Annotated in this window: 7 protein-coding genes; 4 read left to right on the top strand and 3 right to left on the bottom strand. The window is 53.4% G+C overall.

Going from position 1 to position 10,916, the window contains the following annotated elements:
• Window positions 1–110: 110 nt before the first annotated feature.
• The 3 genes from AL01_RS01935 to AL01_RS01945 all read left to right on the top strand — a co-directional run bounded on the left by AL01_RS01935 (window position 111) and on the right by AL01_RS01945 (window position 2,529).
• On the top strand, window positions 111–986 hold the full coding sequence (locus AL01_RS01935) for a bestrophin family protein (RefSeq protein WP_077395579.1): 876 nt from the start codon (window positions 111–113) through the stop codon (window positions 984–986).
• Window positions 987–1,075: 89 nt separating this feature from the next.
• On the top strand, window positions 1,076–1,648 hold the full coding sequence (locus tag AL01_RS01940; RefSeq protein ID WP_407647551.1) for a CarD family transcriptional regulator: 573 nt from the start codon (window positions 1,076–1,078) through the stop codon (window positions 1,646–1,648).
• An 80-nt stretch (window positions 1,649–1,728) separates the two neighbouring features.
• On the top strand, window positions 1,729–2,529 hold the full coding sequence (locus AL01_RS01945) for an SDR family NAD(P)-dependent oxidoreductase (protein WP_077395581.1): 801 nt from the start codon (window positions 1,729–1,731) through the stop codon (window positions 2,527–2,529).
• 170 nt (window positions 2,530–2,699) lie between these two features.
• Here the strand turns inward: AL01_RS01945 and AL01_RS01950 are convergent, their stop codons facing one another.
• The 3 genes from AL01_RS01950 to AL01_RS01960 form a co-directional block, all read right to left on the bottom strand.
• The gene (locus tag AL01_RS01950; protein ID WP_077395582.1) at window positions 2,700–3,344 is read right to left on the bottom strand and encodes a YceI family protein; all 645 of its coding nucleotides are present in this window, start codon (window positions 3,342–3,344) and stop codon (window positions 2,700–2,702) included.
• Between the two features lie 73 nt (window positions 3,345–3,417).
• Complete coding sequence (locus AL01_RS01955) at window positions 3,418–7,641, bottom strand: translocation/assembly module TamB domain-containing protein (RefSeq protein WP_158075916.1); 4,224 nt, start codon at window positions 7,639–7,641, stop codon at window positions 3,418–3,420.
• A complete protein-coding gene (locus tag AL01_RS01960; protein WP_241502655.1) occupies window positions 7,641–9,644 on the bottom strand; it encodes an autotransporter assembly complex protein TamA in 2,004 nt (667 codons plus the stop codon). Before AL01_RS01960 ends, AL01_RS01955 begins: the two co-directional genes overlap by 1 nt.
• A gap of 270 nt (window positions 9,645–9,914) precedes the next feature.
• Between AL01_RS01960 and AL01_RS01965 the strand changes: the two genes are divergently transcribed.
• Window positions 9,915–10,865 (top strand): lysophospholipid acyltransferase family protein, encoded by a 951-nt coding sequence (locus tag AL01_RS01965; protein ID WP_077395584.1) that lies wholly within the window; start codon window positions 9,915–9,917, stop codon window positions 10,863–10,865.
• Window positions 10,866–10,916: the final 51 nt, after the last annotated feature.

The following is a 10,916-nucleotide window of genomic DNA, read 5'->3' on the forward strand; positions in this document are numbered from 1 at the left end:
CTTTTAATAATCCTGTCTATCGCTGTTTCTTTGGTATGAATTGTGCCACAGAATGAGCGGGCTTCAAGCCCTGACATATTCACCACTCTCCATGTGAGGAATCTGCCACCTTGATCATCAAACGCCGTTATGGCCTTTCCATACTGTTCCGGGAAATCCTTCCCCCTCTGATCATCCTGACAGGGTGGGACTGTGTGGTGGTCATACTGTTCCAGATATTCCATCAAGAATGGATGGAACAGCCCGCCCTACCCTTTTCCCTCATGGGGTCGGCACTCGCCATCTTTTTGGGAATCCGCAACAATGCTGCCTATGCCCGCTGGTGGGAGGGGCGCACATTATGGGGGGCTATTACCAACAACTGCCGCTCCTTCGCACGAGAGGTAGAATCGCTCCTCGGTGGACAGCCTAGCCTTGTTCGCTCCATGGCAGCCTACCCGTATATTCTAAAATCCTCGCTAAGCGGTAATGAGCCCGATGCTGCCATTCAAGCACTGCTGGATGAAGACACTTACAGATTCGTCTTTTCCTGCGGCAATCCAGCCAATGCCCTACTCTACAGAATCGGACAAGAGGTCCACAGACTCGTCGAAGAACGACATATTGACGGGGCTGTCCACGGGACTGTGGACCGTATCCTCTCCGACCTAGCCAATGCACAGGGCGGGCTAGAGCGCATACGCAACACACCTCTTCCCGTACAATATTCACTCCTGCCGAAGGTCATCACGCATCTCTTCTGCATCCTACTTCCCTTGTCTGCCGTGCAAACATTGGGCTGGATCACCCCCTTGGGTTCCAGCATCATTGGCGTTCTCTTCCAAATGCTGGACCGCAGCGGACAAAATCTTCAGGAACCTTTCAAAGTCAGTCCTCATTCCCTGCCGATGCTGACAATGAGCCGCACAATTGAGCGGGATCTCCTCCAACCATTGGGGCAAGAGTCCCTCCCCTTACCGCAGCCCCGCTTTGGGCAGCTACCCTAATATGTCGTTATGGGAGGATAGCCCTTAGGTAATACAAGACATATTCCTGTTTTTCTGCTATCCTCCCGCCCATGAACAACAGCTTCAGAATGTCCCATAAGGGTGGTGTTACTGACGAGATGGCCCGCGCCGCCGCCGAGCACACCGCCCGTCAGAAAGACCCAGAACAGGAAAAGAATCCTTTCCGTGAGGGTGACGCCATCGTTTATGCCGCCCATGGGGTTGGCCGTGTTGACCGGATTGGTGAAGAAGAGATCGCCGATACAAAGATCGAAATGATCCAGATCTCCTTCCCCGGCAACCAGATGACACTCCGCATCCCGCTGGCCAAGGCCCGTAAATCTGGCCTGCGCAAAATCGCTACACGCGAGATTGTGGACAAAGCCATGTCGGTCATCAAAGGCAAGCCGCATGTCAGCCGTGGCATGTGGGCCCGCCGTGCGGTGGCATATCAGGAAAAGATCAACTCCGGTGATCTTGTCCAGATTGCTGAAGTTCTGCGTGATTTGCGCCGCAATGTCGACAGCCTTGACGGCAGCTTTTCCGAACGTAAACTTTTCGAGGCCGCTCAGGAACGTTTTGTTGCCGAGTTGGCCGTGCTTGAGAACAAAGATCCGGCCACGGTTCTGGAAGACCTAACCCAGACCATGAAGAACGCCTGATCTACCATCCCCTCCCTTACAGACCTATCTTTCCGGGAGGGGGTGCTTCCTCCAAAACCCTGATGGGAAAGGTAGAGGTTATGTCCACAACGTCATCAAAGCGTTTTGAAGGCCAAAAAGTCCTGATCACTGGAGCTTCCCAGGGGATTGGTGAGGCTGCTGCGCAGTATTTTGCTCGACATGGCGCCCAGGTTGCCATCAACGGACGCAAGGAAGAGAAACTGCGGACGGTTCTGGAAACTCTGCCCAAAGTTTCTGGTGGAGAGCATGTCATCGTCGCCGGTGATGTCTCACAGGAAGAGTCTATCGACAAAATCTTCCAGAAAAGTATCGAGACCATGGGCGGGCTGGATATATTGATCTGCAATGCAGGTTATCAGATTCCATCCCCCTCAGAAGATATCACACTTGCTGACTTTGAAGGCGTCATGGCTGTCAATGTTACAGGTGTCATGCTTTGTTGTCGTGCAGCCCTGCGCTATTGGCTAAAAGCTGGTGTAAAAGGTCGAGTGGTTGTCAATTCCTCCGTCCATCAGCTGATTCCTAAACCACATTATCTGGGTTATTCTGCCTCTAAGGGAGCAGTGGACAATATTGTTCGCACGCTGGCCTTAGAATATGCCTCCCGTGGAATCCGGTTCAATACAGTGGCACCCGGCGCCATTGTCACACCGATCAATGATTCTTGGGTCAAAGACCCAGAACAGTATAAAGCTGTCGCCAGTCACATCCCCATGAAACGCCCTGGGGAAAGCAGCGAAATTGCTGATGCTATGGGCTTTCTGGCCTCCGAAGAGAGCAGTTACGTTACGGGGCAGACACTTTATGTCGATGGCGGCCTAACGCTGTATGGTGACTTTGAGAAGAACTGGTCTTCATAAGACACCAAAGCTTCCTCCTCTCTAAAAGAGGTCACCGACTGAATACACAGGGCGGTAGGGGGACATCACCCCTGCCGCCCTGTGTGCTATCCGGGGTGATTGTTCCAGGAATAAGGCAAGCTCCCCTTCCTTGACGGCTAGAACCGCACATTCTCCCCTGAAGCTATCTGTTACTTATTGTTCGAAGCTGCTGGAGCAGGAATATCCTGTTTCTCAAAAACACCAGCGATCCGCAGTTCTACATCATCGCTAACATATGGTACGAACATTTTGACACCAAAGTCACTACGCTTGATGGTTGTTGTCGCATCAAAGCCGACTGTATATTTCTTGTCGAGCATATTGACCCCTGCGCCGATAAAATGAACGCGCAGTGTCTCCGGGTAGGTAATACCATGCAGAGTTAGATTACCCGATACAAGTGCATCATTCGGCCCTGTCTGCTTAACACTAACAGAAACAAACTCAGCCTTTGGGAACTGATCAGCTGCCAACCACTGGCCACCTTTCAACTCTTCCATCAGCTTACTATTTGTCGTCAGCACAGATGAAACCGGGATGGAGACAGACAAGCTAGACGATTCAGGCTGACTAGGGTCCAAGCGAAGTACACCCGAGGCCCCAGAAAAAAGCCCCTCAAACACAGAAAAGCCAAAATGTAGCACCGAAAAACTAACCTGCGTATGCAGCGGTTCCACCTTGTAATACCCAGGCTGAATCTGGGAAGCATCCGTCACGACCTGTGCGGAAGCTACCATCGGAGCCGCACAAGAAAGAGTAATAGCTGCTAAAGCAGCTCGTAGTGAAAAATGCATGACAAATCCTTCCCCTATAACAGACATCATGACAGCATGTTGTATCTGTACTTTCTGTCTACAGTAGAAAACATTAATAATCTATCCCATAGGACAGCCCAACACTGGAACCCGGGTCATTCTCAGGAGTTGTAAACCCCGTTACCTGCCCACCTGTACCTACAGTAGTATTAAGCTGTAAGCGTTTTGTCAGATCAACTTTTACCTGCGCCTGCGCTCCCTTACCGGACAATCCCTCTTTAGCGCCGACATAAACGCCCTTCATCACATATTTCCCGGCTTCCACGCTGGCAGCACCCCGCCCTACGCTGTTGCCTCCACCAATGGCCAAATGGTCCAGCCCTAACGTACTACGGACCTTCCCCATCGGGTCAAAAGTAGAACCGCCGCCAATCTGCACAATAGCCAGCCCAAGAGACGCCAACTGCGTTGAAGAGAGAGAGTTTCTATCCGTCCCAAAAAGCAGAATAGACAACACCTCATCACGAGGGCGGCTTGGATTGGAGACAAAATCAATCTTCGGATCGCTGGCATAGCCTCGGACCAACAAGCTCGCCAAGGTACCATTAGCATTACGGTCCGCCCTGAAATCAATGGTCGGATCAAGCCGGTGGGCCGCACTACCACCATTGAAACCAACCTGCCCATTCGTGAAGTTGAGGTTGATCCCAGCCAGATTAAAGTTACCTCTCTTCAGATTGATACCACCTGTCAAAAGGGGTGCCGTACTGATACCTCCTATGTGCATCTTCCCCTGCATCTCAGCAAATAGGCCGTGACCTCTCACAAAAAGTCGTCCCGGAGATGTGAAGTCGATATTTAGCCCCACTATCAGTTTGGGTGCCGGTCGAACGACTTTCTTTGCCTCTTCCAACGTAATGACCTCTAGCTGAGGCACCGATGCGGGCATAGAATCAGGCAGAGTGATGGAGGCCTCCGGCACTGTAATGTCGCCTTCAACATCAATCCGGGTCGTAGCCTGCCCATGAATATGTAGATGGCTATCAATCTCTTCCGTCAGCATATCACTCTGTATCGGTTGGGCCTTATCCATAAGGAACTGAAGGTCAACCGGCACTCCCGGGCGCAGAATACCGACCTGCCCTGTCATGCCTAGCGTCCCTCGCCCGGCCCGAGCAGTAAAATGATCAAGAAGCAGATTATCACCATGAGCCGTCAGAACCGCATCAATAGCCTGCAGATGCACGCCCTGCGCATAATGGTCGAATGATCCATTATGCAGTTGCACCGTTCCGTTAACCTTCGGCTGCTGGATAGGCCCTTTAACCCCGAGATCAAGACTTAGCTGACCTCCCGTCCCCATACCGGCTGTTCCGAGAAAAGCATTGGCAACCGAGAGCATCAGACGGCCCTTTGCCGAAAGGTCCATCTCCCCTGTTGGGGAAAGTGGCACCTGTCCTGTTACCAACAGGCCCATAGGCTCACCGGCCCGCAACTCCGTGCGCAACTGGGCCTTCTTGCCATTCATATCCGCCTGTACATGCAGCTGTCCTGCAGGCAGTGACACCGTTGACTCACTCATAAGGCCCAGATTGGTCCCATCAAGAGTGATACGCCCCACAGGAGCCGTTATGCTGCCTTTCAGTTTCGCTGCGGCATTAAACTCGCCTTTAGCGTGAAGTGACGGAACAAATGGTTCTGCTAAAGCTGGTGTAATATGTTCAAATCGGGCATCCAGAGCCAAATCAGGCTTCAGTGTCCCATTCAAGGCCACCCATCCTATCGTCCCATGAGGGGGGCATAGCTCCAGTGATAGCTTTTCAACGGCAAGCTTCGACCCATATGTTACGCTAACAGGCGACAGAAGACGGAGCGTATCCCCTTTTACGCTAGCAGACAGTTTTTCCAGCTTCACACTCTGCAGTGGTAGATTGGCCTGCGCAAGGAGAGCGAAATGGGCCGGGGCTTCCATAACATGCTCAAAAGCACCTTCAGTCTGCACAGACAACGCTGTCTGAGGGCCTTTTACACGCAGTTTTAGGTCACCCGTAATTGCATTAGCTCGCAAGCCGGAAAGCTGAAGTGCGAGATCCGCCGCAGGGTCCTGCTGAAGATGTTGGATCTCACCTTTTAACTTCAGCATATTCACGGCGTAATCACCCATGTGGAACTGACCATCAAGTGCCAGCGTCAAGCGATCAGGCTGAGCGGGTGGTTTATCTGCTATTTGTGTCCCCGGCAGCGTATGCATCGCCAACTGGAGATGACCCGCCATAGGCCGCCCCAAAAGACGGCTGAAGCTATCCAACCGGGCGATCTTCAATTCAACATCCCCACGGGGAATACGCCGCCCTGCGAGTAGAGCCACATCTGCCTTGCCCTGCAGCTCTTTCCACTCCAGAGCATCAATGGATGCTGCCATTCCACCATCAACGTTGCGGGCGAAATTCATATGAAGCTTCAACGGGGAACGATCAAGCATACCACTCATCTGCACCGTTCCTTGAGGCTGGGACGGAAGATGGGCCACATCCAGCCGTAGATCCAACGGTGCAACAGGCAATGAAACACTAGGGTGTATGACTCCCAACATGCCACCCAGATGCGCCTGCATGGCCAAATCCGTCAGCGCACCCCCTACATTAGCTTCCAACGTGGCCTGACCGCGTAAGGCTGTGTGCAAAGCTTTCAGGTCAGATAAAGCTAATGTCAGAGAGGCAGATAGAACCTGCTTCGGGTCCAACTGACCTTTACCCTCTAACCGGAAAGAACGCCCTCCTAAAACGGCTTGATCCAGCTGCAACTGACCAGTTCCGTCCCGCTTTGCCTGAAGGTGCAGCGTTCCTTGATCCCCAATCAACGCAACAGCCTGCGCGGGGCCCTCCTTCAGGCCGAAACGCCCTTCCAAAGTAGCCACCATATCGCCCGGTGCCTGCAAAGGAATACTAAAATCCCCACCAAGATGAGCTGATCCAGCCATCTTCTGACCGATCAGGTCGGCCAGATCCGGAAATTTCTCCACATCAAGCTGCATATGCCCTGCCAGAGTGGAGTCCAAGTTCCCTGCAACAGCTAGTTTTATCGCATCGTGCTCTAAGCGTATCTGATAAGGCCTATCAGACAGATACGGCTGTATTGTGCCATCAAGAATCAGCGGGGCATCTGCCAAAATGGTTGGGACTTTCCCCGGTACCCTGACACCATCAAGACGGACAGACAGGGATAGCTTACCTGCCTCATCCTTGCCCATACGGGCCTTCCGGAAAGCTACTGCATCACGAGCAAGAAGGGCCTGCACTCCACCCGCCTGTCCATCAAATTGAACATGCACATGTTCCGCTCCGGTTCCCGACGCCATAAAGTTCGTGCCGTCAAGCTGCATGCTACCCTGAGGGTCCAGCATTGCTCCGTGGAGGGCCGCCGTCATATCCAGCTTTTCCCATCCCACATCAGGCCGAAATGCCATGGGAGGCGCATGAACAGCGAGTGTTAGGTCGTCTTTCAGCCGCACACAATCCAGACTACCCTTTACCATGACCGTCAGAGGGCTTTCCTGATGGGTTGCGGCTCGAGCATCTAGCTTAATTGCCAACGCTCGATAAGGACCATCCGCAGAGAGATCAACAGCCAGAGGGTCCAATACGGTCACCCCTCCCGGAGAGGTCGCAAAACCATGCGCCTCCTCGTCATAATGCAGCTGAAACTTCCCTCTATGCCTCTGGGTTTTTAAGTCGACCAAAAGATGGGCTGGATCATCCAGTCGCTCCGCCTTCAACCAGAGCTGGGTTGCAGGCATCGCTTTGAAAGACGGTACGTGTGTCAAACTGCTAAGGCTGCCCAGATGGGCCTTCCCCTCAATCTTCAGGCGCGCCGCCTGTCCGAACACAGTCTGCCCCACCGTCAACAAGGACAGCTCCAGATGATCAACCTGTACGCCCCAATTTGGCAACTCGGTTGAGGATGTTTCCTTAGGTTTTGGGGTAGGCGGGAAAACGGGGTTACGATCATAGGCAAGCAGTCCTGCCGAAAGATGACGCACATGAACCTGCTTATGCAGAAGGGACAGCAGGCCAAGACGCAGGTCGGCATCACGCCCTTCCAGCCATATACCCTGAGGGTCCCGCAAGACCACATGAGAGAGCACGAGATGCCAGGGCAGAATCCCACTAATTCCCTCAACCTGGACCATACCGCCCGACCAGTCCGGCAGTTTCTGCTCTACAAACCGTTTCGTTGAAGGAAGATTAACCCCCACAAGCAGGAACATCACTAGCAGGACTAAGCCTGCCAAGAAGATGAAGCCATACCGGAGAAGTCTGCGTCCCAATGTTAACATCAGAAAGTCTCCCCTAGCCCCAAATAAAGCTCCCATTTATCCCCACGGTGCGGCCTATTGATCGGCACAGCCACATCCACACGGACCGGCCCAATCGGCGTGAAATAGCGGATACCACCACCACAGCCGACACGCAGTTTCCCATGACCGGGTATCGAATTGTCACTAACCTGACCAGCATCCGCAAAGGCTGCCAGCCCAAAATTCTTTGGCAAGCGTTGGCGGAACTCGACAGTCCCAGCATCCATACTCGTTCCACCAATGGCATATTTAGTCGTGCCGTATTGTGGACCGACCCCCTGATAACGAAAACCACGAATAGAACCCGGACCACCAGCATAGAGACGTTGATCCGGTGGCAGATTCCAGGTACTCGCCCCCTGAATAGACCCCACCATGACACGCACGGCAATGATACTATTGCCCGGTTTCGTTAGGCCCACATGTGTAAGGTCAAAATAAGTGGAGGCCTGCATATTCATGGGAATGAAGAAGGATGTCTTATGTTCCATAGAAATGGAGGGCGTCACACCCAGCGACACACGAAAACCATGCGTTGCCGGTTCGATCGGACTGGAACGGTGAGTACCGTCATAATCTAGCTTCACTGGAATGGAAGCGATGAAATAATCAGCCCGTCTACCAAACTGGCGAATATGTTCCTGCTCCAACGTGACCCCGGCACTTCCAGAAAAATCTTTCCATAGTGGCCGCTCAACACGTCCCTGAACCAGAAGAGCTGTCTGCCGATATGAGTAGAGAAGCTGACGGATCGCCTCAACTCGGAGATCAAGCGCTTGGCTACGCTGTAGAAAATCCGGCTTCATGAAATCCACATAACCATCATACCCAAGCCCCTGCTGCGCCGTTCCTCCCAGCCCCGTGGCCATAGCCGCAACACGCAGCTGCTCACCCCGCCCCAGCAAATTTCTATGCAGCCACGAAACACCGGCACGACCACCCAGATCGGTTGAATACCCAACATCACCGGTCAAGCGATGACGCTTGCCCTCTGTGAAGTCAAAATCAATCGGCAATGCCCCATCAACCCCAGCAGGGGGGTGCTGCGTTACCACTTTTTTGTGGGGTGTCCGCTCCCCTTGGGGGGGTACCTTCTGTTCCGGCAGCGGCAGTACCTTATCGCCATTTTTCTGCACAACTGAGGCGAACAAACCAGTACTGCCCAGGTCAAGCCGTGCCTGTTCCAAAACAGAAGGCTGATACAACTGCCCTTCCCTCAACAGCATACGCCGCCGGATATAATCCGGCTTTACCCGTTGCAATCCGTTAAGTGCCATAGGGCCGATGACCAGCTTGGGCCCGCGCTTCATCCTGATCTGCACATCAATCTGCTTCCGTTCTGGATGCAGAATAGCTTGGGGAGCTTGCACACTGGACAGGCCATATCCTTCTTCCTGAAGGTGACCCAACAACCGGCCCTGTATGGCCAGCACGTCCGCAGCCACAGCGGGAGCCCCACTCTCCATCCCCAGACTGTCACGCTCCCCTTTCGAAAGGGTTAGAACCTTGCGGACAGCCGGCCCATGAATCTGCTGTTGCTCCCCAGCAGCCACCTCCTTGCCGTCCCCCTCATCATCCTCAACAACAATGATCTGCCCGACGGTAAACTGCTCTCCCAACACGGCACCAAGGCGAATGGTTACCGTTACACCGGAACGTATGGAAGCTAGAAAGCCGGCAAGGTCTGGAGCATGGCCATCAATGGTCTTACCTTCAGCTTGCACCGTGACCGTCACGTGACCACCATAATAGCCACGAGACTGCAACGCCCCCTGCAATCGTCCGTAATCTTCCCGTATGCGGCCCGCAAGCGCATATGGACCAACATTCTTGGTTGCTTGAAGGCTCACCAGCTGGGATGCCGCCGCCATACCAGCTGTGACATCCTTATCCGCCGTTGGCACTACCACAGTGGTGTAAGGCAAAGGGTGCCGTACGAGCTCATGCACAACGGGCATGCTATCCTCGCCCCATACCGGCATGGTCTCCCATCCCACTATCCCCGCGCATAGTAGTAGCGTTACAACACGCTCTGCCTGTTTTCCCATCCTGCCTATCAAACGATTACTCGCCATTTTCCCCACTGGTTCAGCCTAGCTCTGGCCATCCGGCCCCTTATGACAGACAGTTTTGTCTTTAAAAAGTTTCTGTTCTGTCATCTAAAGCTATTCTTCACTCTCCTAAATCAGGAAGATCATTCCATCCTGCTGATAAAGATTGTCTCTCCTCCATAAAATGCCTATCTAGACGACATGTCTGTTGCAGAGCCTCATTCAACCAGAAAACGAAACACCCAGCGGCCGGTTTTTGACCCGGACCGTCTCTTTGCGGAAGAAAGCCGTGCCTTGCAGGACACATTCCTGGACCGCCTGAGAGCTCGCTTGCGGGCCGGTGCCCTGCTGGGCTGGGCTGCGGCCGGATGTGTCGGGCAGGGCTCGTGCCTACTTATGCCGGGCAAGATGTTCCGCCGTTTCCCGCTCTTTTTCTGGAGCGTAGCCTGCCGCATCCTCAATATAGAAGTCCGTACGCTCGGAGAACGAGCAGGCTCTCTTACCCCCCGTGCGGATAAACGACGGGTCATCTATGTCGCCAATCATAGCTCATGGCTGGACGTGCTGGTACTGGGCAAGGTGCTTCCGGCCTTCTTCATTGCTAAGCAAGAAGTCCGCCATTGGCCAGTCATCGGTTATCTGACCTTTCTGGGACGAACCATCTACATCAACCGCAACCGGCAGGAAGCGGGTCAAGATGTCGAAAACGTTATTAACCAGCTCCGTAAGGGATATGACATCGCCTTTTTCCCGGAAGGTACAACATCCAAAGGCAATGGTCTTCTTCCCTTCATGTCATCACTCTTTGCTATTGCAAAACCCGTTCGCCGTCCTGGTGAGCCAAAGGCTGATGATCACCCATCCTGCATTATCCAGCCCGTCACGGTTGCCTATGACCGGCTAGAGGGGTTGCCCGTTGGCCGACATCGGCGTTCTTTCGTCTTTTCATGGTTTGGGGACATGGATTTTGGCCCCCATCTAATGGGACTTGGTAAATGGCGCTCCATGCGGGCTACGGTTATGTTCCATCCGCCTATCAAACCAGAGGACTATCCATCCCGCAAAGCGCTATCCAATGCTGCCCGAGCCGCCATCGAACAAGGCAGCGAAGAGCTACGGCAGAACCGGTTGCAGGATACTACCCACTCATGACCTGCTCTTTCCTTTTATAAGCCCGCCGATTCACGACACGAACAGACAGCG

The sequence above is a fragment of the Bombella intestini genome, from assembly GCF_002003665.1.
Taxonomy (GTDB): domain Bacteria; phylum Pseudomonadota; class Alphaproteobacteria; order Acetobacterales; family Acetobacteraceae; genus Bombella; species Bombella intestini.

Coding starts and splice junctions, on each gene's coding strand:
- AL01_RS01940 (WP_407647551.1), top strand. CDS start 1,076: ATGTCCCATAAGGGTGGTGTTACTGACGAGATGGCCCGCGCCGCCGCC.
- AL01_RS01945 (WP_077395581.1), top strand. CDS start 1,729: ATGTCCACAACGTCATCAAAGCGTTTTGAAGGCCAAAAAGTCCTGATC.
- AL01_RS01950 (WP_077395582.1), bottom strand. CDS start 3,344: ATGCATTTTTCACTACGAGCTGCTTTAGCAGCTATTACTCTTTCTTGT.
- AL01_RS01955 (WP_158075916.1), bottom strand. CDS start 7,641: ATGTTAACATTGGGACGCAGACTTCTCCGGTATGGCTTCATCTTCTTG.
- AL01_RS01960 (WP_241502655.1), bottom strand. CDS start 9,644: ATGCCGGTATGGGGCGAGGATAGCATGCCCGTTGTGCATGAGCTCGTA.
- AL01_RS01965 (WP_077395584.1), top strand. CDS start 9,915: ATGTCTGTTGCAGAGCCTCATTCAACCAGAAAACGAAACACCCAGCGG.